The organism is Prosthecobacter sp. (genome assembly GCF_014879935.1).
In the GTDB taxonomy this organism is placed as follows: domain Bacteria; phylum Verrucomicrobiota; class Verrucomicrobiia; order Verrucomicrobiales; family Verrucomicrobiaceae; genus Prosthecobacter.
On sequence record NZ_JACSRD010000079.1, the window covers coordinates 1 to 23,955 of the forward strand.

The 23,955-nt window shown below is 62.2% G+C and carries 15 protein-coding genes; 6 read left to right on the forward strand and 9 right to left on the reverse strand.

Going from position 1 to position 23,955, the window contains the following annotated elements; translation table 11 throughout:
* Positions 1 to 91 precede the first annotated feature (91 nt).
* Both IAE77_RS04010 and IAE77_RS04015 read left to right on the forward strand, forming a co-directional pair.
* On the forward strand, positions 92 to 520 hold the full coding sequence (locus IAE77_RS04010) for a helix-turn-helix transcriptional regulator (RefSeq protein WP_294222190.1): 429 nt from the start codon (positions 92 to 94) through the stop codon (positions 518 to 520).
* 354 nt (positions 521 to 874) lie between these two features.
* Positions 875 to 9,898, forward strand: a complete 9,024-nt coding sequence (locus IAE77_RS04015; protein WP_294222193.1) for a tandem-95 repeat protein — start codon at positions 875 to 877, stop codon at positions 9,896 to 9,898.
* 43 nt (positions 9,899 to 9,941) lie between these two features.
* Here the strand turns inward: IAE77_RS04015 and IAE77_RS04020 are convergent, their stop codons facing one another.
* Positions 9,942 to 10,640, reverse strand: a complete 699-nt coding sequence (locus IAE77_RS04020) for an orotidine 5'-phosphate decarboxylase / HUMPS family protein (RefSeq protein WP_294222196.1) — start codon at positions 10,638 to 10,640, stop codon at positions 9,942 to 9,944.
* 131 nt (positions 10,641 to 10,771) lie between these two features.
* Between IAE77_RS04020 and IAE77_RS04025 the strand changes: the two genes are divergently transcribed.
* The gene (locus IAE77_RS04025) at positions 10,772 to 12,199 is read left to right on the forward strand and encodes an FAD-dependent oxidoreductase (RefSeq protein WP_294222200.1); all 1,428 of its coding nucleotides are present in this window, start codon (positions 10,772 to 10,774) and stop codon (positions 12,197 to 12,199) included.
* Between the two features lie 36 nt (positions 12,200 to 12,235).
* The gene (locus tag IAE77_RS04030; RefSeq protein ID WP_294222204.1) at positions 12,236 to 13,045 is read left to right on the forward strand and encodes a helix-turn-helix domain-containing protein; all 810 of its coding nucleotides are present in this window, start codon (positions 12,236 to 12,238) and stop codon (positions 13,043 to 13,045) included.
* Positions 13,046 to 13,184: 139 nt separating this feature from the next.
* Here IAE77_RS04030 and IAE77_RS04035 read toward each other — a convergent pair whose 3' ends face one another.
* From IAE77_RS04035 to IAE77_RS04050, 4 genes are all read right to left on the reverse strand, one after another.
* Positions 13,185 to 14,156, reverse strand: a complete 972-nt coding sequence (locus IAE77_RS04035) for an alpha/beta hydrolase (protein WP_294222207.1) — start codon at positions 14,154 to 14,156, stop codon at positions 13,185 to 13,187.
* Between the two features lie 64 nt (positions 14,157 to 14,220).
* Positions 14,221 to 14,739: a GrpB family protein gene (locus IAE77_RS04040; protein WP_294222210.1), complete on the reverse strand. Its 519-nt coding sequence runs from the start codon at positions 14,737 to 14,739 to the stop codon at positions 14,221 to 14,223.
* Between the two features lie 3 nt (positions 14,740 to 14,742).
* Positions 14,743 to 15,174: a GNAT family acetyltransferase gene (locus IAE77_RS04045; protein WP_294222212.1), complete on the reverse strand. Its 432-nt coding sequence runs from the start codon at positions 15,172 to 15,174 to the stop codon at positions 14,743 to 14,745.
* A gap of 16 nt (positions 15,175 to 15,190) precedes the next feature.
* Complete coding sequence (locus tag IAE77_RS04050) at positions 15,191 to 16,684, reverse strand: hypothetical protein (protein ID WP_294222215.1); 1,494 nt, start codon at positions 16,682 to 16,684, stop codon at positions 15,191 to 15,193.
* Between the two features lie 353 nt (positions 16,685 to 17,037).
* Between IAE77_RS04050 and IAE77_RS04055 the strand changes: the two genes are divergently transcribed.
* The gene (locus IAE77_RS04055) at positions 17,038 to 18,501 is read left to right on the forward strand and encodes an endo-1,4-beta-xylanase (RefSeq protein ID WP_294222218.1); all 1,464 of its coding nucleotides are present in this window, start codon (positions 17,038 to 17,040) and stop codon (positions 18,499 to 18,501) included.
* Between the two features lie 139 nt (positions 18,502 to 18,640).
* Here the strand turns inward: IAE77_RS04055 and IAE77_RS04060 are convergent, their stop codons facing one another.
* Positions 18,641 to 19,951 (reverse strand): neutral/alkaline non-lysosomal ceramidase N-terminal domain-containing protein, encoded by a 1,311-nt coding sequence (locus tag IAE77_RS04060; protein WP_294222221.1) that lies wholly within the window; start codon positions 19,949 to 19,951, stop codon positions 18,641 to 18,643.
* Positions 19,952 to 19,996: 45 nt separating this feature from the next.
* Here IAE77_RS04060 and IAE77_RS04065 point away from each other — a divergent pair, with 45 nt between their 5' ends.
* Positions 19,997 to 21,223, forward strand: a complete 1,227-nt coding sequence (locus IAE77_RS04065) for a mandelate racemase/muconate lactonizing enzyme family protein (RefSeq protein WP_294222224.1) — start codon at positions 19,997 to 19,999, stop codon at positions 21,221 to 21,223.
* A gap of 1 nt (position 21,224) precedes the next feature.
* Here IAE77_RS04065 and IAE77_RS04070 read toward each other — a convergent pair whose 3' ends face one another.
* The 3 genes from IAE77_RS04070 to IAE77_RS04080 all read right to left on the reverse strand — a co-directional run bounded on the left by IAE77_RS04070 (position 21,225) and on the right by IAE77_RS04080 (position 23,939).
* Positions 21,225 to 21,641, reverse strand: a complete 417-nt coding sequence (locus tag IAE77_RS04070) for a hypothetical protein (protein ID WP_294222227.1) — start codon at positions 21,639 to 21,641, stop codon at positions 21,225 to 21,227.
* A gap of 65 nt (positions 21,642 to 21,706) precedes the next feature.
* Positions 21,707 to 22,804 carry an SGNH/GDSL hydrolase family protein gene (locus IAE77_RS04075; protein WP_294222230.1) on the reverse strand — a complete coding sequence of 366 codons (1,098 nt, stop codon included), beginning with the start codon at positions 22,802 to 22,804 and terminating at the stop codon, positions 21,707 to 21,709.
* A 49-nt stretch (positions 22,805 to 22,853) separates the two neighbouring features.
* Positions 22,854 to 23,939, reverse strand: a complete 1,086-nt coding sequence (locus IAE77_RS04080) for an alpha/beta hydrolase (RefSeq protein ID WP_294222247.1) — start codon at positions 23,937 to 23,939, stop codon at positions 22,854 to 22,856.
* Between the last annotated feature and the right edge of the window lie 16 nt (positions 23,940 to 23,955).

Genomic DNA, 23,955 nt, shown 5'->3' on the forward strand with positions numbered 1-23,955 from the left:
GTGGCTCAGCCGCCAGCTTCATCGACTTTTCTTTGTCCGCACAGCGTAACGCCCGAGGGAGAGCGGCGCAGTGAAAGGGTGAGCCCCCTCCATGCAATCCGTCGTCACCTCAGAGTCTCCCACGCCTGCGCCCAGCAGACGTGACGAGACACATGCCGGCGTGCCACGACTAGGCCGAACGGCCTATCGCGCATCTTCTGACAGGCTCGATAACAAGGACTTGCCCGCGTTTTCGTCGTCACCACCCATTGATCCTGAGTCTGCCATCAAGTTTTTGATCGAACGTTTGAGTCTCACCCGCCGCCAGGCCGAGGTGCTGCACTGGATCGCAGAGGGCAAGACGAATGAGGAGATCAGTCTCATCCTCGGCCTCAGCTTTCACACCGTGAAGAACCACATCAGCCAGCTCTTCCAGCGGCTGGGTGTTCCCGGCCGCACGGCTGCCGCCGCGTGCGCCTACCGGGCGCACATCATCCCCACCGTGGTCGGCCCCAGCCGGTGTCAGGCTAGCAACTCCTAGGCTCCGGTTCCTCCCCCCTCCGATTCCTGAATTCTTTCCCGCCCGAGTGCCCTGCTATTGCCTATGAAACACGTCAGACCTCCCGCATTCACCGTCGCAATGGCTGCTGCCTTGTTGATCGGAACGATAGTTCTTTGCATTCGCCCGAATGTGTCGTTCTCAGATCGTGAAACCGACGTTGTCGCCTCGCCTTCAGTCTCCTCCGTCGTCGGGGACCAAGTGCCCCGAGCCGCTCCGGGGACACTTGCGAAGGCCAGCTCTCAGGAAACCGTCATCAAAGGGGACTCTGCCAAGCGACGCGTTTTCAAAATCATCGGAAAAACCACCGGAAAGCCGCTTGTGCCGGGTGCCGCCGTGCTACCGCAGGGGAATCTGGCCAACCGCCAGTCTCAAGGGCGTGTCACCCGTCTGGAGCGTGCATCGTTCGCAGGACTGGCGGGGCTGCAGCCGGGAGAGACCATTGACCTCCCGCTGTCTGACCGCGAAAGCATCCCTGGCACCGTCCAATTTGTGCATTTTCCTGCGGACGGCGCTGTGTCCGTGATCGGCGGTCTGGTGGGGCGGCAGGGAGGTTTCACTTTGGAGAGCGAGAATGGAAGATTGCGGGGGCAGATGCTGCTGATGAAGGAAGAGACTGCCTACCGCATTGAGGACGTTGGGGGCGAAGCGGTGCAGTGGAAGGAAGTCCCGCTGGGCCAGGTGGTGTGTGTACCGCCGGAGAGGGAGCCCATGACGGCCAGGATGGAGCAGCAAACTGCACCACTGACAGGGGTCGGAGGTGCGCCGGAGGTCCAAGATGCCCCGCCTCCTGTCTCAGAGCCAGCCCCCCTTCTCGACAGCCGGCCTTCGGCCCTCGTTCAGTTTTATCTCAACTTCAACGGGGAGACCGTTTCAGGGACGATTTATAACACTCTTGATAACGGAGGTAACCCCATTGTGGCTGCGCCCGCCGGACTTACGGCAGCTCAAATCACCACCATTTTCAACGAGGTTGCGGAATACTTTCGCTCCTTCGATGTCAATGTCACCACAGATCTTGCACGATACACTGCGGCACCGGCAACGCGGCGCATGAAATGCGTCATCACGCCGACAAACATTGCGGGAGGGGGAGCGGCAGGAACGCTTGGGTACGCTGCCCTCGACACCTATGGCACCACGAGCCCAAACGCCTTGGCCTGGGCCTACACGCATGATGTGCCCACTTATGGGATTGACGCAGTGGCCATTAGCGTGGCGCACGAGATCGGGCATACCCTTTCACTGGAGCATGATGGCATCAACACCGCAGAATACCTGACAGGACATGGTCAGGGGTCGGTGAAGATGTCTACGCCCAATTACACGCCGCCGGTGTACAATCACCGGTGGGGCCCGATCATGGGGTCGCCAGTGCGGAACGGGAGTTTTAACTCGGGAGGGCAGACGTTCTACGTCCGGGTGAAGGCAGACCTCGTGCAATGGAGCAAAGGCGAATACCAAAACGCCAGTGAACTCGAGGACGACCTCACGGTGATTGCGGGAAAGGTTGGCAGCGTTGCTGATGAAGATGGCGGGACACCAGACACCGCCGCGCAGCTCTCTGTGAACGGGACCACGATCAATCAATCCGGCGTCATCATGAACGGGACGCCGGTGGATCAATTCGGCGTCCCCATGTGGCAGGCAGATGCCGATTATTTTCGATTTTCCACCACGGGCGGCACTGCCACCATCACCGTGACGGCCACCAGGCCCTCCTTGGACGCGTCTCTGCAAATCCTGGGCGCCGATGGCGGCGTGATCGCCTCCGACAGTCCCTCCCCTTCGGTGAATGCCTCCATCACCAGGACGCTCGGAGCCGGCCAATATTATGTGAAGGTGGCAGGCGTCGGCGACGGTGATTGGCTCACCAATGGTTACTCCAGCTATGGCTCGATCGGTTCCTACACCATCACAGGGACGGTGCCGGGGTTCTTGATCCCTCCCACCGTCAGCAACGCCATCGCCACGAATGTGGGCACCAACAGCGCCACGCTGGGCGGAACGGTGAGTGAGAGTCTGGCAGGAACAGTCACCGGCCGCGGCGTGGTGCTCTCCATCACTTCGTCCAACGCGGATCCCGTCATCGGCGGCAGCTACGTTCAGCAGATCAGCACCAGCGGTGCCACGGGCTCGTTCACCGTGCAGGCCAGCTCCCTGATTAATCCCGTGCAATACTCCTTCAGAGCCTACGCCACTTATGAGGGCGGCGTCGCCTACTCCCCGGTGGCCACCTTCTCCACCCTTGGCAACGCACCTCCCACCGTGATCACGCCCACGGCGGCCAACATCGCCGCGACGACGGCCACCCTGGGCGGGAACGTGACAAGCGCTGGCACCCAGCCCGTGACAGAGCGCGGTGTGTGCTACGCTCTGACTTCCGTGAATGCCAGCCCGCAGCCCAACAACGGCAATGTGACGAACGTGACCACCAGCGGAACCACCGGTGTGTTCACCGTCAATGCCACCGGGCTGCTGGCGAACTCCCAATACTCCTACCGCGCCTATGCGCTGAGCGCCGAAGGCTGGGGCTGGTCAACGGTGGGCACCTTCACCACGCCCGTCACCGCTCCGACGCTCACCACCACCGTGACACTCAATGAACACGCCCGGGGCGCGACCCTCGTGGGTCGCGTGAATCCCAATGGCATGACGGTGACGCCGCTTTTCTTCTACGGCAAGAGTCCGGATCAGATGTCCTACCAGCAGGCCACGCCATCATCGGTGTCCGGGTCGAGCCCGGTGGAGGTGCGCTATGACCTTTCCGGAGACGTTCATACCACCTACTACTATGCCGTGGGCTACATGATCCAGGGTTTCCCGCCAGTGATGGCCTCGGACGTCAAGACATTTACCACAGTGGACACCACTCCAGTCGCATTCAACAGCGAGGCGTCCCTCCCGGAAGACACCAGCAGCCACGTGCTGCTGTCGGCGAAAGACGAGGATGGCGACATGTTGACAATGACCCTCATCACCCAGCCAGCGCATGGAACGCTTTCGGCAGGTTATTATCTGCCTGGCTATGGACAATACATGACCTATACCCCTGAGCCGAATTTCCATGGGACTGATTCCTTTGTCTTTTACGCGACCGATCCTCAAGGCAAGGGCGGGTTTGGTTATGCTCAGGGAACAGTGAACATCACAGTGACGCCGCGCAACGATCCGCCTACCCTCAATGAAATCCCGAACCCGGCGCTCCTGGAGGATGCCGGACCGCAAACGGTGTCCCTCTCAGGCATCAGCACGGGCGCGCCCAATGAGACGCAGACGCTCACAGTGACTGCCACGTCGAGCAACACGGCCCTCATCCCCCATCCCACGGTGAACTACACATCGCCGAATGCCACCGGCACGCTGACCTTCACCCCGGTCGCAAACGCCCGCGGCCTGGCGGTAATCACCGTCACGGTGAATGATGGAGAGACCACGACCGACCGCACCTTCCTGGTGACGGTCAACCAGGTGAACAAGGAACCGACCTTTGCACTTCCTTCCAGCGGCCTGCCCGCCGGCGAGACCTGGACGGCGCAGGCGAGCGGCAACCGCAACTGGTGGGCCGTCACTTCCTCGGCTGATGGGACGAAGCTGGCAGCCGTGGTTTACGGCGGCTCCATCTACACGTCCACCGACGCGGGCGTGACGTGGGTCGAGCGGCCGGGCACCTACGGTCTTTGGTCGGCCATCACTTCTTCCGCAGATGGAAGGAAACTTGCGGCTGCACTTAACAACGGGTATGTCCACATCTCAACAGACGCTGGCTTGACCTGGACGGCGCAGTCGAGCAGCGGCCAGCGCAAATGGACCGGCATCGTCTCTTCCGCAGACGGAACAAAGCTGGCGGCTGTGGCCAATGGCAATTTTTCCGAGAATGCTGAATATATCTACACTTCGACCGACTCGGGCGTGACATGGACAAGGCAGGAGAACGCTTACGGCCAATGGACGGGCATTGCCTCCTCCTCTGATGGGACAAAGCTCGCAGCAGCAAGAGGTTCAGTTTACACTTCCACGAACTCGGGCGCGACTTGGACATCTCGGAGCGCCGACGGGCGCTCCATCGCCTCCTCCGCCGATGGGACGAAGCTGATCGCGGCAGGTGCTGACGTTTACACCTCGGCCAACTCGGGCGCGAATTGGACCTGGCGGCTGGACGGCAACCGCAACTGGAGGTCAGTTACCTCTTCCGCAGATGGAACGAGGCTGGCCGCCGTGACGAACATAAACGGGCAGATCTACACCTCGGCAGACTCCGGCTTGACCTGGACGACCCAGTCAGCCGGCAGCCGCGATTGGATGTCCATCGCCTCCTCGGCCGACGGCAGCAGGCTGGCCGCAGTAGTTTTAAACGGCCAGATCTACACGTCTTCCGCGCCTCTCTATAACATGACGGTCAGCTCGGGCGCGGGCACCATGTCGATCCCCAGCTTTGCGACCGCGATCTCCGTCGGACCGCCGGAAGAGACGGGCCAGACAGTGAGTTTCCAGGTGACCAACGACAACAACGCGCTCTTCAGCGTCCAGCCGGCGATTGCTCCGAATGGCACCCTGACCTTCACTCCGAATCCCACCGCCACGCCCGCGAAGGTGACCGTGAGCGTGACCGCGCGGGACGATGGCGGCACCGCCAATGGCGGCGTGGACACGAGCTTCACGCACCGCTTTACGATCACCCTGGCCATGGGGTCTGTCACCCACACGTATGCGAACGCGACGGATGAGCCATTGACCTCGTCCGCACCAGTGATCGCTGGCGGCAGCACGGCCTCTCTGGCATTGGATTATGCCCCAGTGGCGGGCACGGAGCTGGTGGTAATAAACAATACCGGACCCGGATTCATCAGCGGTGCCTTCACCAATCTGGCGCACGGTCAGACCGTTTCGCTCAGCTACGCCGGGGAGGACTATGACTTCGTGGCAAACTATTACGGCGGCACGGGCAATGACTTGGTGCTGACATGGAAGAACACCCGCCTCATGGCCTGGGGCCGCAACGATTATGGCCAACTGGGCAACAACAGCACCACGCAAAGCCTCGTGCCCGCAGCGACGCTAACCAGTGGGGTCCTCTCTGGCAAGACAATCATAACCGTCTCAGCGGGATACCTGCACTCCCTGGCGCTATGCTCTGACGGCACGGTGGCGGCGTGGGGCAACAACAGCTATGGTCAGCTCGGCAATAACAGCACGACCCAGAGTGCTGTGCCGGTGGCAGTGGACGTGAACGGAGTGCTATCCGGCAAGACGGTGGTGGCCATCGCGGCAGGTGCCTATCACAGCGTCGCGCTATGCTCTGACGGCACAGTGGTGGCGTGGGGCGACAACCAAGGGGGCGCGCTTGGGAACAACACAGCCATCGCTAGCGGTGTGCCGGTGGCGGTGGATGTCAGCGGTGTGCTTTCCGGCAAGACAGTCACGGCCATCTCAGCGGGCTACTATCATAGCTTGGTGCTGTGTTCTGATGGCACGGTGGCTGCGTGGGGCGACAACCGCAATGGCCAGCTCGGCAACAACAGCACGACAAATAGCCATGTGCCAGTGGCGGTGAACACCAGCGGGGTGCTCTTCGGCAAGACGGTTGTGGCTGTCTCGGGGTCGTACTTTCACAACGTGGCGCTGTGCTCTGACGGCACGGTGGCCGCGTGGGGCGATAACGAATACGGCCAGCTCGGCAACAACAACACGACCAGGAGCCTTGTGCCGGTGGCAGTGAACAACAGCGGGGTGCTTTCTGGCAAATTGGTGGTAGCCGTGGAAGCAGGAGACGTTCACAGCGTGGCGCTCTGCTCTGACGGCACGTTGGCGGTGTGGGGAAACAATGGCAACGGCCAGCTTGGCAACAATAGCACGACGAATAGTTCTGTGCCGGTGGCGGTGGACACTGGCGGCGTGCTCGCTGGCAAGACGGTCGTGGCCTTCACAGTAGGAGGTCATCACACTGTAGTGCGGTGCTCCGACGGCACGGTGGTGGCGTGGGGATTTAACTACTATGGCCAGCTCGGCAACAACAGCACGACTCAGAGCCTCGTGCCCGCAACTGTGGACGCCAGGAATCTGGTGGGCTGCAGCGCGCTGCGTGGCGGATCATACCACAGTCTGGCCCTCGCTGCCGTGCCGACGGTGAATGCACCGACGGTGACGGTCGGGGCTGCCAGCGGCCTGGCGGGCATGATCGCGACCCTCAACGGCACCGTGAATGCCAACGGCGGGAGCACGACGGTGACCTTCCACTATGGCACCACCACCAGCTACGGTCAGACGGCGGTGGCGCAGCCCGCTACCGTGACAGGCGCGGCCCCGGTGCCGGTGAGCGCCGCGCTCAGCGGACTCCAGCCGCGAACGCTGTACCATTTCCGCCTCAGCGCCACCAATGCCGCAGGCACGATCAACAGCGCTGATGCCAGCTTCACCACGCCGAACTCAACGCCGCTGGCGTTCGGGCGTGGCGGGCTGAACACCGCGGAGGACATCCCCATGGACATCCTGCTGGACGGCCTGGACGCGGATGGCGACGCGCTCACCTTTGCCGTGGCCACGCAGCCTGCCCATGGCACCGTGAGCATCACCGGCAGCACGGCCACCTACACTCCGGCGGCGGAATTCCATGGCGATGACTCATTCACCTTCACCGCGCGCGATGGTTTCGGCGGCGTGTCTGAGCCGGCCTTGGTGAACCTTGTCATCACCCCGGTCAACGACCTGCCCACCCTGGCCGCTCTCAGCCCGCTGCCGGTCAATGAGGATGCCGGCTGGCAGACCGTGGAGATCACCGGCATCGGCACCGGCGCGACAGACGAACTCGACTTTTTGAGGGTCATCGCTTCCAGCAGCAATCCTTCCTTGGTCGACACCATGTATGTCCAATACCTCAGCCCTGCGTCCACAGGACTGCTGACTCTGGTGCTAAGGCCGGATGCCCACGGCACGGCGACCATCACCGTAAGTGTCAGCGACGAGGTGGACACCACATCCAGAACCTTTGACCTTGTGGTGAACCCGGTGAACGACGCGCCTTCATTTGCCATGCCATCGGGGGGCTCCTTCACCGCCTTTGCCAATGCTGGATTCACGGCCGTGCCGGGGTTTGTCACCAGCATCTCTCCTGGCCCTGCCAACGAGGCCGGGCAGAGCGTGGACTTCACCGTCACCAACACCAACAACGAGCTCTTCTCCGTGCAGCCGGCCATCACTTCGGACGGCACGCTGACCTTCATGCCAGACCCCTCCCGCAGCGGCACTGCAACCGTGACAGTCACCGCGCAGGACGACGGTGGCACTGCCAATGGAGGAACCGCCACCAGCGCCCCGCAAAGCTTCACATTCAACGTTCTCAGCAGTAATGCGGATCTGGCAGGTCTTGCCTTGTCCCAAGGCATGCTTAGCCCGGCATTTTCCCCCGTGTCTGTCACGGACTACACGGCGACAGTGTCCCACAACACCGCCTCCCTGACCGTGACGCCCACCGCGGCAAACGCGGCCTCCACGGTGCGGGTGAACGGCGGCGTGGTCCCCTCCGGCAGTGCCAGCCCGGCGCTGCCGCTGCAGGTCGGACTGAACCCCATCACCATCCTCGTGACCGCCGAAAACGGGACCTCAAAGGCTTACACGGTCACCGTGACACGCCTCGCGCCACCCACGCTGGGCACCCCGCTGGCCTTCGCCGTCTCTGCCACTGGCGCCGAATCGGAATGCCCGGTGACCAGCGATGGCGGCGCACCTGTCACCCAGCGTGGCATGGTTTATGCGATCACCAGCACGAACGACACGCCCCGCCTCGGCGGCACGGGCGTGATGCAGTCTCCAGACGGAGGGTTCGACACCACCCAGGTCTCAGCTTTCCTCCTCGGTCTGACACCAGGCACCAGCTATTCCTTTGCCGCCTACGCCACGAACTCCGAAGGCACGAGCTACTCATCCACCGGCACCTTCACCACGCCCAGTGACAACGCGGACCTCAGCGGCCTCGTGCTGAGCGCCGGCGCCCTGTCGCCGTCGTTCGCCAGTGGCACGACGGCTTACACAGCGAGCGTGTCAAACGTCACCGACACCATCACGGTGACGCCCACTGCCGCGCAGGCGGATGCCACGATCCGTGTCAACAATGTCATCGTGCCGACGGGCTCACCCTCTCTTCCGATCCCGCTCGTTGTGGGAGCGAACGTCATCAACATCGCCGTCACGGCCGAAGACGGCTCCACCTTGAAGGCTTACACGGTCACCGTGACCCGGCGCGCGCCGCCCACCCTGGGCGAGCCTGTGGCCTCGGACTTCCTGAGCCTAGGTCTGGGCCCCGCCGTGCGATGCGCGGTGACCAGCGATGGCGGCGCACCTGTCACCCAGCGCGGCGTGGTTTATGCGGTCACCAGCATCAACGGCACGCCGCGCATCGACGGCACGGGCGTGACGAACACGGTGATGACAGGCGGCGACGTCAACCAGATCGACTACGTGTTCTTCGGCCTCACGCCTGGAACGAGTTATTCCTTTGTGGCCTATGCCACGAACTCCGAAGGCACGAGTTACTCCTCGACCACGACTTTCACGATCCTGACACCCGAGATCGTGATGACCGGCAACGGAATCAACATCGCCGATGGCGACACCTCGCCGACCCTGGGTGATCACACGGACTTCGGCAGCACGGCCACGGCAGGGGGCACGGTGACGCGCACCTTCGCGATCCAAAACACAGGCGACGCAACTCTGACGCTGGGGCCGGTGGTGATCGGTGGCGCTGATGCAGCCAGCTTCATCGTGAATGCGCCACCACCGTCTTCCGTGCCGACCGGTCAGAGCACGACGTTTCAGGTCACCTTCGATCCGGGCACAGCAGGTCTTCATTTTGCCACGCTGAGTTTCACAACGAACGACGCGGATGAAAATCCCTTCAATTTCAGCATCCAGGGCGCTGCCTACAGCTCAACGACCGAGGCCGAGGCGGCCACCTGGGCCGAAAGCCACGGCCTGAGTGGTGCAGATGCCGCGCCGACTGCCGAACCCTTCGCCGATGGCGTGCCCAACCTGCTGAAGTATGCCTTCAACATGCCGCTCACCGGCCCGAATGTGAGTGGACTCGCTCCCGGCACCGGCACCAGCGGACTGCCCGCCGTCACCGTCCCCGGCACAAGCGGCCCGCCGGACGCCATCCGCGTGGAATTCATCCGCCGCCGGAACAGCGGCCTGATTTACACACCACTCTATTCCGTCAACGGCCTGGGCAACTTCATCCCCATGACGGCCCCGGAGACCGTGACCACCATCGACGCCAACTGGGAACGCGTCGTGGTGAACCAGCCCCTGGGCCTGCCGTTGCCCACGACCACGTTCAGCCGCGTCTCGGTCACCGCCCCCTGACCGGAACGATCGCGTGCATGCCAGGGCGGCATGCACCGATGGTTCAAAAAGCCGGCACATCCTGTGCATGCACGGCCTCACAAATCATGCGCAGCGATGCTTCGAGATTGCCATCGGCGGTTTTGAAGGCATCCGCGTCGATGGTGAGTGGTGCGCCGAGGACGACCAGCGGTGCGCCGTATTTCGGGCACTGGATCGCCTGCTCCAGACTCAAACCTCCGACGGCTTGGACGGGCACTTTCACGGCCTGGACGACTTCGCGGAGTTTGTCGAGCGGGCTTGGCATGCGGTGGCCGGCGGCGGCGATGCCGCGGCGCTCGTCGTAGCCGATGTGATGGATGATGTAGTCACAGCCGAGGTCTTCGAGCCATTTCGCCCCGGCGACCATGTCTTCGCAGATCATGTTATCGCCCATCACCTTGCACCCGAAGTCTTTGCCGGCCTTCACGACGCATTTCACGGTCTCCGCATGTGCACGGGCCATCACGACGACGTGCGTGGCACCGGCCTTGGCCATCATCTCGGCTTCGAGGTAGCCGCCGTCCATCGTTTTGAGATCGGCGACGATCGGCGTGGTCGGAAAGGCTTTCCGCAGGGCACGCACGCCATGCAAACCCTCGGCGAGAATCAGCGGCGTGCCGGCCTCCAGCCAGTCCACACCGGCGCGCATGGCCAAAGCGGCCGTTTCGAGGGCTTCGTCGATGTTGGTGAGGTCGAGGCTGATCTGGACGATGGGTTTCATGATGGCGCAGCAAAGCAAAAGCACGCTCTCGCGTCACGACAAAGATGCGGCGAAATGCGACGGAGTGATGTCGGGCGGCGTTGAGATGAATAAGGAGTCCAAATCGCTTATCATGAGGCCTCTTTCCCACCATGACCTCCTCCGCCCACGACTTCTCCCGCCGTCACTTCTTTCGCGCTGCGCTGGCAGGTCCGGGCTTGCTTCCCGCTGCGGCTTGGAGTGCCACCAGCGGAACCACCGCCGTCGAATTTGACGAACCCGGTCGCCAAGTGCCGCTCACGCAGGACGCGGACGTGATCGTGTGCGGTGCCGGACCGGCAGGCGTAGCTGCCGCCGTCGCGGCGGCCCGGGCAGGGGCCAAAGTGCGGTTGTTTGAGACAAATGGCTGCCTCGGTGGCGTGTGGACGGCGGGGCTGCTCACCTGGATCTTTGATTTCAACAAGCCGGGCTTCACGCAAGAGATCACGCGGTTGCTCGATGAACGTGGCGCTCGTCGTGGTGGTGATGCGGGCCGCTTTGTGTATGAACCGGACGAGATGAAGCTCCTGCTCGAAGATCTCTGCACCGAGGCGGGCGTGTCCTTTCGCCTGCACACACGTCTCGTGGCCGCGTATCGTGAAGGGCGTCAGCTCACCACGGTCGTCACGGAATCACGCTCCGGGCGCGAGGCCTGGCGTGCGCCGGTTTTCATCGATACCACAGGCGATGGCGTGCTCGGCGGTCTGGCGGGCTGCGGGTGGGATCTCGGCCAGATGGGGCAGGCAAAGACACCGCGTTGCGAATGCCAGCCGCTCACGATGAACGCCCTCGCCGTCGTGCGGGATGTGACGCAGATGCAGAAATACATCTCGTTTTATCAAGGCGACCTCAACTGGCATGTCAAAGCCACGGAGAACCTCAAAGCCGACATCCAGCGAGCCGGTGTGGACCCTTCCTACGGCATGCCGACCATCTTCCATGTGCGTGACAACATCGTCCTCCTCATGCTCAACCACGAATACGGCGTGCGTCCCGATGATGCGGATGCCATGACCGCCGCCACCGTGCGGGCGAGGAAAGAGGTTTTCACCATTGTGCGTGCCCTGAGAAAACTCGGCGGCGTGTGGGACGGCCTGCAGGTCGTTGCCACGGCAGAGCAGATCGGCGTGCGCGACGGCCGCCGCATCCACGGCCGCTACACGGTGACAAAAGAAGACCTCACCACCGCCGCCCGTCACGACGATGCGGTGGCTCGCGTGACCTTTGGCGTGGACATCCATGCGAAGAGCAAGAAGGACAATGACAAGGTCACCATCGAGCGTGGTGGCGTGACCAAATTCACGCCCTACGACATCCCGCTGCGGGCGCTCATCGCCAAAGACGTGGACGGCCTCATGATGGCTGGCCGATGCATCAGCGGCGATTTTGTCGCCCATGCCAGCTATCGCGTCACCGGCAATGCCGTCGCCATGGGAGAGGCCGCCGGCGTCACCGCCGCGCTCGCCGCCACCACGAAGCGCCAGCCGCACGAGGTGCCGTGGGAGGAGTGCAAAGCCATGCTCGCCAAGGTGGCGCGGTGAGGTTGCGCCTTGTCATCCGCACGCCATGCTCCGCCCGTGCCAGCCACCCCGCGAAATCCGACTCCGCTAAAGCCCCGCGAGCGTCCCCGACGCGGCGCGGCGGAGATCGCCCGCTGGCGCAAGGCCCGCGATGCGTGGATGACCTCACTGGAACCTACGTTGCTGTTCCAGCGCCTCTTTGACCATCTGCCGGGCGTCTATTTCTTCGCCAAGAATCGCGACGGGCATCTCATGTTTGCCAGCGAGGGCCTGCTGCAGCGCTACCAGATGCCGGACGACTCCGAATTCATCGGTCGCACGGATTTCGACATCAATCCCGACACGATGGCGCAGGCTTATGTGGATGACGACAATCGTCTCCTCGCCGGGCAGGTGAGGATCATCGAGCGCATCGAGCTCTGGTGGGACCGCCAGGGCATGCCGGACTGGTTTCTCGTCACGAAACTGCCGCTCCACGACCGCCGGGGCCGCGTGCAGGGCGTGATGGGCACGCTCCGCCGGCCTGATGAGGCTGAGCGACGCCTGCCGGTGTTTCAAACCGTGGCCCAAGCGGTCGAGATCATGCGGCGTGACTTCTCGAAACCGCTCAAGATCGAGGATCTCGCCAAATCATGCGGCCAGTCGCTGCGCCAGCTCCAGCGCCGCTTTCAGAGTGCCTTCGGCATCACGCCGCAGGAGTTTCTCATCCGCACCCGCGTCTTGGAAGCCACCAAGCTCCTCGAACAATCCGCCCTCTCCGCCGGCGAGATCGCCACCCGCTGCGGTTTCGTCGATCAAAGCAGCTTCGCCCAGCATTTCCGCAAACGTATCGGCAGTTCACCTGCGATGTATCGGAAGCGAAACTGATGCCCGGGGGCGTGTCGCGGGACGCCGCCGGCCACGAACGCAGTTCAGCGGGATAGTGACGAAGCTGTGGTCCCACATGAAGGCGTGAAGCCTCGCTGGATCATCAACGCGGAAGTGGCCGGGAGGAATGCACTGGCGGCTACTTCTTCTTCGGCGGCTCAGGCAGTGCCTGGAGCGGCGTGGTGTCGATGGTGGCCTCGATGCCGCGCAGGATCTTGTCGGTGAACTGCTGTCCCCGCACCTTGACCTCGGGATGGCTCACCGATCCATGCGCACCACCGGTGATTGGCACGAGCAACGATGGCACGCCGGCCTTTTGCAGCGCCGCGTGGATCGTTTCCGCATGCCGGAAGGCCACGCGCTGGTCCTGCGTGCCGTGGAAAGTGATGAAAGGCGGATCATCCTTGCTGACGTGCGTCACCGGCGATGCCGCGACGGCATTCGCGTGTTTTTCCTGCGCATTGCCGCCGAGCAGACCGCTCACAGCATCGTCGTTCCAGATCGGCTGGTGTTGTTTGTCGAACATGAGCGCCTGTGTGAAGTCCTCCGGGCCGCAAAGATTCACCACGCACTGCACACGGCTGCTGAAGCTGGCGTTTGGTCCCAGATCGCCCTCCAGCTCCTTCACGTCGCCACTCGTGCCAAGCAGTGATGACAAATGCCCGCCCGCCGAACTGCCCCACACGGCGATCTTGTCGGCATCGAGGTTGTATTCCTTCGCATGGGCCCGGATCCAGCGGATCGCCGCCTTGCAGTCGTGAACCTGCGCCGGCCACGAGGCCTCCTTGCTCAGCCGGTATCCGACACCCACCGCCGCGTAGTCGCCTGTGCGGGCCAGTTGAATGCCAAGCGACGCGTAGCCGAGACGGTCGCCGTTCACCCAGCCGCCGCCGTGGATGAGCGCAATGACAGGGAGCGGCTTGTCACCATTCCGCTTTTTCGGCACGTACACGTCCACCATCTGCTTCGGGTTCGTGTTTCCAGCGAAGGGCTGGTCGAGCGTCACCTCCACTCCGCTCTTTGCCGCCGTGGAGAGGACGTTTTGCTTTTGTGCGGAGAGATCCTGGCCCAGGAGGGGCAGCGCAAGGAGAAAGAATGGAAGTGCTTTCATGGCAGCACTCAAACGTGACGTGGTGCGCAAACTAGCGGCTCCTATCAGCCTGCGACATGTGCCGTCATCGCTCGCGGCTCCAGGCGATGGCCCGGGCCTCATGTTCTCGGATGAAGGCATCCTTTCCAGCCATGTAGGCCTCAAAATCGTCAGGATGCAGTCGTGCGAGCTGTTCTTTGAGCGCTCCATAAGCCTGCGCGTCGGCTGGATGGGCGATCATGTAGTCGCGAAACGCCAGATGGCGCACCGCGCCGGCACTTCCGGCCTCAAAGGCATGAATCTGGTGCGTGCGAATGCCTGTGGCGTCGTTTTTGCGGAAGTAGCGACGTCCAGGAATGCCGAATTCGCCCATGACTTCGTAGCCGAGGCGTTCCATCGCCTGAGACCGCGAGTCGAGGTCGTTGAGGTCATCGACTTCCATCAAAATGTCGATGATCGGCTTGGCGGCGATGTTTGGAATGGCCGTGCTGCCGATGTGATGAACCTTCGCGACCATGACGTTCAACGCACTCGCGATCAGCTCCGCCTCATGGGCATGCTGCAGTTTCCAGTCAGGATCGTGAGGAACGACTTTGTAGCGCATGGCTCATGAATTCGGCGGCGAATCGTGCTCCAGGCGTCTGCCCATGCTGACCACGGGATCGACCGAGAAGCCAATCGACTCGTAGAAGGCAATCACGGCCGTGTTGGAGCAGCGCACCTGAAGATTGATCTTCGGGCAGCCGGCGGCGCGGAGCAGCGCCTCCGCGTGCTGCATCAATTCGCGTGCAAAACCACGCCGCTGGTGGTCAGGATGCACGGCGAGGTAGTTGATCCAGCCGCGATGCCCCTCATAGCCGGCCATGCAGGCGGCGATGATCTTTCCATCGAGTTCGCCGATGAGAAACCACTCGGGATTCACGCGCAGCTTGCGTGCGATGTCGCGTTTCGGGTTGTTTTGCGGCACAACGAGCCCGCAGGCCTGCCAGAGGGCGATCACCGCGTCTTCGTCGGCGGATTGGAACGGGCGGATGTGCATCGAAGGCGCACTCGATTCAGCGATCCGTGGCGATCAAGCCCAGTTCGCGTTCTTTCGCCGGCTGCGTGCGCAGCAGCGCGGTCTGCAGCATCGCCATGGCGAGCGTGTCACTGCGCGAGGCGGCGGAGTAGATGTTCTCGCGCACGGAGGCGCGGGGCAGCGGGTTCTTGTCGGGCCAGAACTTCTTCGCAGCCCAGGCGGAGAAGAACTCGGCGCGTGCGAGATACTTGTCGTCCTGCGTGAGTTTGAAGACGGCGTTGAGCAGCACGATGATGTTGCCGATGGAGCCGGACTCGACATCGGGCGCGCGACCGCTTTTCTCGGGCGACTTCAGGCCTTCGTCAGGATCGGCGGTGAGGTAGTTGTCCGCACAGGCAACGAGCAGCTTCTTGTAGCCTTCCTTGTTCGTCTGCTGGTAGCGTGCGATGAGCGTGGGCGTGACCCACGTGTGCGGGTGCTGGCCGGTGTAGGCGCTGCGCCAGCCGCCGGTGTGAGGAATGCGGCGCGGCGGCTTCCCGGCGTCCAGTTCCTCCTTTGACTGCCAGTATTCGGTGGGTGCGAGCGTGGAGGGATCGCAGAAGAGCACGAAGCCTTTGCCGCCGGGGCCTGGATCATGCGGCGTGGCGAGGAAGGCCTTGTCGATGCTCTCGGCGAGCGCGGTCATGCGCTGCTTCAGCGCGTCCGGCATCGCAGGCGCGGCATCATGCAGTTCAATGGCGAGACCGAGCGGACTCTGCGTGTAAACGTACAAGGTTTTGCGGCCATACTTGTCGAAGGCGTAGTCCTCCGTGCCGTGCATGATCGCGCCAGAAGTCGGATCGCGGCGTGCTTCAAAGGAAGCGACGAGCTTGTCGATGGCCTCAAGGATCTCCGCATCCTTCGTGTGCCTATAATCCGCCGCCCAAGTGGCGATGTAGAAGCCGCCATGCCGTGGGAAATCCATGCCGCGCCGGCTTGGATTGTTCCCTTTGGCAATCATCGCATGACGCGAGAACGAAATCGTGCCGCCGTCATGATTGATCTGATGCCGCCAGACCGCCTGCGCGAAGCGATGACAGGCATCCGGCGCCATGTCCCACGATTTGTCCCAGAAGATCCACGGACGGTAAAACTCGTGGATCATGCTGCCGCTCACGTTGTCGAGCTGGAAGCCGCCGGGCTTGTTCGTCAGCACGTCCCAGCCGAGATGCTCGCCCCAGCAGAAGAAGCCGTATCTCGGCTCCTGGCAGTGCTTGAGGAAGTAATCGATCACACGATCCGCCTCGGCGGCATACTTCGGCTCGCCCGTGAGTTTCGTCAGCGCATAGAAGATTTGGTAGAAGTTCAGATCGTGATGGATGTTCGCGATGCTCTTGAACTCCTGCGGCACACGCGCGGTGTAGAGATTGCTCACTTTCACGCGCGGCACCTGATACTTGTCGCGCGTGAGCACGATCGGGAACAACGGAAGCTTTGGATCCGGCAGATTCTCGCGACCGTGCTCGATCATCGCATCCGCAAAGCGTCGCACGATGACGATGAAGTCCGGCGAGGGGGCTTTCGAAGGTTCGGCACCGCACAGACTCAGCGCCGAGGCCGCGAAAAGCAGAAAGTGGGAGACGAGTCATGGCGAGGCCTCCCCAAACGACGAACCGCTGACATTCTAGCGCGGCTTACGACTTCAGGTGAAATGACACAAGCGTCGCCGGGTGCTCGACCCCGCCGTTTGACTGGTAAAGACGACGTGCCGCGGCGGGCACGGTAGAGGCACTCGAGACCGGAAAACGCATCACGATTACGAAGGCGGACCCGGCGAAGGCCTACTCGGCGCAGTTCACGGCACCGGTTTCGGCGGAGATCGCGAAGAAGGAACGGGTGCTAGCGGTGATCAAAGCACGGGTCGTGGGCGCGGCGGAGTCGGGCGAGGTGCTGGCGAAGCTCCAGCTCCGAGCTGCGCCTTACACTTCGTTTGGGCCGACGATTGGGGTGGGCATTCATCGGGAGTGGACGGAGCAGCCGGTGGTGTTTGTGACGGATGATGTCGTGCCGGCGGACAAGGCGGCGGTGGTGCTGCTGTGCGGTCAGAAGGAGCAAAGCATCGAGGTGGAGAGCATTCGCGTGCTGAAGTATCCGGCGACGATGGATGTGGCCTTGTTTCCGAAGGCGAAGCTCATTCCACGGACTTACGCCGGACGTGAGCCTGATGCACCGTGGCGCAAGGCGGCACTGGAACGCATCGAACAGCATCGGAAGCAGGATTTGTCGATGATTGTGATGGGCGAAGAGGGTCAGCCGCTGGCTGAAACGGAGGTGAAGCTGTCGTTGCGGCGTCACGCCTTCGGTTTTGGATCCGCCGTGGTGGCGAAGCGTTTCAGCGGCGAAAGCGAGGACGACCGTCGCCACCGTGAGATCGTCGACAAGCTCTTCAGCATCGTCGTTTTCGAAAATGACCTCAAAGACGGCAACTGGGCTCCTGACTTCAAGGATGACCGCAAAGCCAAACGCAACGCGGAACTGGATGCGGCCTTCAAATGGCTCGCGGAGCGACACATCCCGGTGCGCGGGCATTACCTCATGCAGGTGGCCACGCCCTTCAATCTGCACGACATCAAGGACAACGAAGTGATCCGCCAGCGCACGCTCGACAGCGTGGAGGAGCGCATGGCCTTTGTGAAGGATCGCGTCATCGAGTGGGATGTGATCAATCATCCCATCGCCTGGGGCGGTGCGGACATGCTGAACAAGCGTCCTGGACTCGAAAAGCTGGATCGCGAGGTCTTCACGCTGGCACGCTCGCTCACGAAGCTGCCATTCTTTATCAACGAGGATCAGGTCTTCCGTCCCGGCCCGCAGTGCGATGACACGTTCACCTACATCGAGAAGCTGAAGGCGGATGGCTTCACCGTGGCAGGCCTCGGCAATCAGGCGCACTTTCACGAGAGCTACCTGCCCTCGCCGGAGCATCTGCTCGCTGTGACGGATCGTTTTGCGAAGATCGTGCCGCATCAAAGCATCACGGAATACGACATCGTGACGACCGAGGACGAGGAACTGGCCGCCGACTACACGCGGGATGTGCTCATCGCCGTCTTCAGCCATCCGGCTTACACGAGTTTTCTGCTGTGGGGATTCTGGGAAGGCTCGCACTGGAAGCCGGAGGCCGCGTCGTGGTCCAAAGACTGGTCGATCCGGCCTCGCGGGGAGGTTTTGGAGGAATGGATCGGCCGGAAGTGGCACACCGAGGTGACCTTGAAGACGGATGCGCAGGGCCAAGTCTCGTGGCGTGGTTTCCCCGGCTGGTATGAGGTGACGGCGCAAGGCCGCACGAGCTTGGTGAAGCCGGAGTAGGCTCGTTCGCCAGAACGAGGGGCTTGGGAGCTATCGAAGGCCAGTGGAGGTGCGGATTCTCGCATTCTGGCGAATGCGCCTACAGCTCCCCGTGGGATCGTTCGCCAGAACGAGGGCTTCCGCATTCTGGCGAACGCGCCTACAGCTTGTCGTGCAGTTCATGCACCTTCTTCGCGATGCGGTCCTCGACATCCTCGGCCCATCCGGCGGCGGCTTCGTAGCCGCCTTCTTTGAGCACGCGGAGGCTGGGCATGTAGCCGGTGTAGTCGTTCGAGTAACCAGCCACCCACACGCCTGCCTCGCCCGCGAACTCGCGTTTGAAGCGCAGGGAATAATCCACCACCACCTCGCTGCCGAGCGTGATGAAGGTCAGATCCTTGCCGATCTTGATGACCTGCACGGGATAGTCGTGGTCTTCGCGTTTTTTGTTGGCGTAGCTGAGCTTGATCTCCTCATACGCGGCACGGATCGGACCTGCCACAGGCCGTGGGTTGACGGTGAGCGCCATCTCGACGGCGTTGGAGAGCGAGCGACCATGCTGCATGGAGAGTTCGAGATCGGTGACACCCGGAACGACATCGCTGCGTCGCGGATAGGGATTCTGATCGCCGCCGCAGCCCATCAAAAACAAGGCGGTGAAGCCCGGGCGATGCTCCTGAAGGTATTCCTGAGCGAAGCCCGCGTAGTCGCCGCACCAGTTGTAGAAGCCGAGGGAGGTGTTGTGGCAGGCGTAGCCGAAGAGCGTGGCCTTCAGCGTGCCATCCGGGGCCTCGACACGCAGCGCTGGCACCTCGTGATCGACGGGACCATTCGGGTTCGGAGCCTTGTTGGCGTTCGGATGATCGGGCGGCAGCGTGTAGTCCTTTCGGCGATTCATCGCGAAGCCGCAGCGGGCCTTGTTCCATGTGAGGCGGGCGGGTTGCATGTCTGTCAAAGCCTTGCCGATGAGGGCGATGAGGTCGCTTTGCAGCTTCTGCGTGTAGTCCCAGGCATCGCGGGCTCTTTGATCGTCTTTTTCCGTCAGCGGGGCCGTGCGCAAAGAGGGGCCGCTATGCGTGTGCGAGGCGTTCATGACCAAATTCGCCTGCGGGAGCTTGAATTGCTTTTCCGCCTCCGCCGCCACCGCCCGGCGCATGAGCTGCGGCACGCCGATGAGATCGAGCGTGACGAAAACGAGCTTGTTCCCCTGCTCGTCCTGGAGGGCCAGCGCCTTGGCAAAAAGCTCCTGCACCTTGCCCTCGGCCGGTTTTTTCCTCGCGGCATAGCCGGCCATCCACAGCATCTTTTGCGGCGTGACCTTCAGCGTGGCCGCGCCAGCCTTCCAGTTCGCCGGAACATGCGGTGCGACCGACTTCGGCGGCTGCGGAGGTGATTCCGGCGTGGCTCCGGGAGGTGCGGCGATGGCCAACGAGGCTGTGAGGACGATGAGGGCGACGAAACGTGCGGTCATGCGCAAACTACGGCCCCGAGCGCGTTGTTTGTGCAGTTCACCGCCATGTCACGCATCACCGCCATCGAAACCGCCATCCCTTCCGGCATCATGCCGAACCTGCTGCTCGTCCGCATTCACACCGAGGACGGCTTCATCGGCTGCGGGGAGACTTATTACACACCGCATGCCATCGCGGCGTTGATTCATGACTGGATGGCGGAGCGACTGCTCGGCGCAGATGCGCTGGCCATCGAATCGCACTGGCGCTTCATTTATGAGCGCTGCACACCATTTGGACATCCCGGTGCGGAAATGCGCGCGCTGTCGGCCATTGATCTCGCGCTGTGGGACATTCTCGGGCAAGCGTGCAAGCAACCAGTGTATCGCCTGCTCGGCGGACCGGTGCGTGACGCGATTCCGGTATATAACACGAGCGGCGGACCGAGTTACGGTGCACTCAATGGTGCCGCAAGCACACCACGGCATCCGGGCTGGCCGGGGTATGGTGACATCGGCCAGAAAGGCCCGTTGCAGGACAACTGGGCCTCGCATTTCGCCGCAGGTGATCTCGCGGAAGAACTGCTCGCCGAAGGCATCACGGCGATGAAGCTGTGGCCGTTTGATCGAGCCGCGCATCGGAACGGCGGTCTGCATATTTCGTGGGCCGATGTGGAAGAGGCAATGAAGCCGCTGCGCGAGATTCGCGAGCGTGTGGGCATGAAAATGGACATCGCCATCGAAGGACACGCGTTTTTCCAACTTCCCGCTGCGGAACGCATCGCGGAGGCCTTGCGCGAGATCAAGCCGCTGTGGCTGGAGGACGTGCTGCGTGTCGATAACGTCGCCACGCTGGCGGATTTCCGTCGCCGCAGCGGCCTGCCCATCGCCGCGAGCGAGATGCTGCTCGGGCGGAAGGAATACCTCGCCGTGCTGCAAGCGCAGGCCTGCGACTACTGCATGGTCGATCCCACATGGAACGGCGGCATCAGCGAAACACGCCGCGTGATCGACATGGCGCAGACTTTCAACGTGCCGTCCACCATCCACGATTGCACCGGGCCGCTGACGCTGTTCAGCGGCCTGCACCTGGCCGCATCATCGGCGAATGTGGTGTTCCAGGAGACGGTGCGGGCGCACATCCGCTCGTTCTACGACAAACTCGTCGATACATTGCCCATCATCACGAACGGCAAGGCGGAGTTGCCGACGGGAACGGGCTTGGGGACGAAGTTGAAGGATGAGTTGTTCCGCGAGGGTGTGAATGGGTGGCGGAGGAGCGTGGCGAGTTGACTCATGGCTTTGCCACCCGGAGTTCGACAGGATAGGGGCTGTTTTGCGGGTATCTGAGCCTTTTGTTCAGAGAGTATAGATATGCCCTGTTGCTTATCTGATCGCTCAACATGAGTGGCTCTGGAGCGTTGTCCGCCTCATACCGCTTTTGAAAGCCGGCTAATTCGAACCTTGAGCAGAGCACATACTGCCGTTCATCGAGTGGTAATTTCAGCCGCTCTCTGAGCCATTCTCCCCACGCTACAAGAATGAATGGCTGCCCTTCCGGGGCATTGAAAACCTTCTCAACTTCTGTCACATCATCCAAAACTGCAACTTGAGTCACTTTGTACTCAGAATGCTTCGATTGCTGCATCAATGCCACAACCACTGCCATCAGTAGCGTGACAAAGACAATGATGGCCAAGATCTTCTTCATGTCGCTATCGTGACTTAATCGTCACAAACAACAAGCCTGACAAAACTACGGAGGCCCGCGCTCCGTCAGAGCTTCGATTTCATCCAGGAATAAAAGCTCGCGCCGATCTGCGCGTAGCCGGTGGGATTGGGATGGACGCCGTTGTTGTCCGGGTAGCCGCCAACGGGATCGACGTTGAGTTCGGTGGGGACGAGATGAATGCCGTCTTTTTCGCGGTTGGAGAGGCGTTCGAGCATGAGTTGAACGAGGCGATGCTGGATGCGTTTCCAGCCCCAGCGATGGTATTTGCCCTTGTAGTTGGCCTCGAAGCCGGATTCCCGTGAGTTCGGCGGCGTGGTGAGACCGACGGCGAGGATGGCCTTCGGCGCGGCTTTGTGAAACTCAGCGAGGAGCTTGTCGGCATTGTCGAGCACCTCGTTGATTTTGGCGTCGGGCTTTTCGGGATCGGCTCCGAAGCAGTCATTGATGCCGAGGAGGAAGGTAACGACATCGGGCGGTTGGTTGTCGCAATGATCTTTGAAGTAGCGGTTCAGATCGAAGACGCCCGTTTTGCCATCGGCAGCAGGGAAGATGAAGGGGCTGGTGGCCTTGCGGGCGAGCGGCCCTGCGGTGACTCCGGGCGTCTGAGGCGTGAACTTGGTGAGAAAAGTGGCCCAGGCCCAGCCGCCGTAGCCTTCGTGCGCAACGCCGGGTTTTGCAGACGCGGGCTTGTGGGTGCCGAGCATCGTCCACTTTGGATTGCCGGGGCGTGACAGCAGATTGGCGATCTCGTTGGGATAGACGGTCGCGTGCGTGAGGCTGTCGCCCACGATGAGGAGACGCAGCGTTTTACCTTCGCCAGCGGTGCGCGGCGAGACGTGCAAGGTGATCTTGCCCTGCTCCAGCACTTTGCCGCTCGCGTCTTTGATCGTGATGGCGATGGGATGATCGCCGACATCGCGTTCGGTCGGTTTCACGGTCCAGCGCTGTGCCTCGTTCGAGCCGACGTCGCAGGCGAATTCAAAGCGGTAGTCCTGCGGCATCTCGGTGAGGACGATGTTGTCGTGGTAGATGCTCATCTCCACCTCCGGCGTGGCATAGATGACGGGCGGAAGAGTGAGTTGAAGGTCGCTGGCAAATGAGAATGACGCGACGAGGCAGAAAAGGAGGCCGTAGGATTTCATGGAGCGCTGGCTGTGGCGGAATGCTGCGGACTCGGAGGTCCGCGCTCCATTACGGGCTGCAGGCCGTGAATCGTTCCATGAAGCGCTGAATCGCGGCGATCGAAAGCTGACCGCCGGGTGTGCTGGGGAAGTAATCGGTGCCGTGCGTGCCCCAGGGGAACTCGATGAAGTGATGATCGTCACGATGGGCGAGGCGCTGGTTGAAAAGGCGGCTGTGGCCGATACCGACGAGCGAATCGAGCGTGCCGTGGATGAGCAGCGTGGGCAGGCAGTACGTGTCGAGGAACTCGGTGGCGGAGGCACTGCGATAAGCGTCGGGCACTTCATGCGGATCGCCGCCCATGTATTGCCGGACGAGCGTGAGCGATTTCAACAGGTCATCCGGCAGCGACCATTCGCGGGCGATGTACATGTTCGGGGTGCCGTAAACGATGATGCAGCCGCGAACTGAGAGCTCCGGCATGCTGAAAGCACATGCGGCAGCGATCTGTGCGCCGGCGGAACGCCCCATGAGGACGATCCGACTGGTGTCGATGCCGAGTTCGGCCGCGTGATCGCGAATCCACGCGAAGGCATGTTTCGTGTCCTCGATTTGAGCCGGCCACCTGTGTTTTGGAGCGAGACGATAGCCGAAGGAACACAGGACGTAGCCGTGCGAGGCGAGTTCGGTGTTTGCCCAGTCAAATTCACCTGGATCACCACTGTCCCAGCCGCCGGTGTGAGCGATCACGAGGCAGGGCAGCGGCTTGCTGGCAACGGCAGGCCGATGAATCACGATGTCGAGCGATTCGTCGCCGCTTTGCCAGTAGGTGCGGCGCTCCCATCGCACGGCAGGTTGATCGAGTCGAAGCGGGAACCACAGGCGAAGCCAGGAGAAGGGCAGATTCTCGGCTTTCGCGATGCGTGAAGCCTGAATGGCGGGAATCATGAACACGCAGGCCAGTGCCACGAAGGGCACGGCACACCACGGTGACTGCCCGGTCGCAGGATGGAGCAACACGAGCGACCACAAGGCGAACCAGTGCCCGAACTCCTGCGTGAGAAGCTGCGCCTGCCACTGCCAACGCGTTGGCGTCAGGGTCCACGCATTGAGGGCGAGGAGGGAGAGGATGATAAGCGCCAGAATCAAGACCACGGATTTCAAGAGACGG